Origin of the sequence: Caballeronia sp. AZ7_KS35, assembly GCF_023631045.1 — a bacterium.
Taxonomy (GTDB): Bacteria; Pseudomonadota; Gammaproteobacteria; order Burkholderiales; family Burkholderiaceae; genus Caballeronia; species Caballeronia zhejiangensis.
The window spans coordinates 1-247 of record NZ_JALQDV010000110.1 but is presented as its reverse complement, the minus strand read 5'-3'; the positions used below and the strand labels follow the sequence as shown (position 1 = coordinate 247).

At 73.3% G+C, this 247-nt stretch carries 1 protein-coding gene; it reads left to right on the top strand.

What is annotated here, in order from left to right; translation table 11 throughout:
• A partial coding sequence (locus tag NCT05_RS36715) for a hypothetical protein (protein WP_250504809.1) occupies nt 1-247 on the top strand: 247 nt, incomplete at both ends.

Below are 247 nucleotides of genomic sequence, written 5' to 3'. Positions count from 1 at the left end.
GCTGAACGCGGGGGACCCGGCCGGGAAGCGTGACTGGGATCCGGACCGGTACCACGGGACGTTCGCCTCAAAGGCGGACCTGATCACCCGCCTCAAGCGGGTTCTGCTGCGTCGCCGGCCGACGCAGACCGGTCGCCCGACGGTGCTGGTCGACTCGCACGGCGGTCCGGCGGCGGTGTTCACGTCGACCGACCCGACGGTCCCCGGCTTCGACCACATCCCGGCCGACGCCGACCTGGGGCGGCAG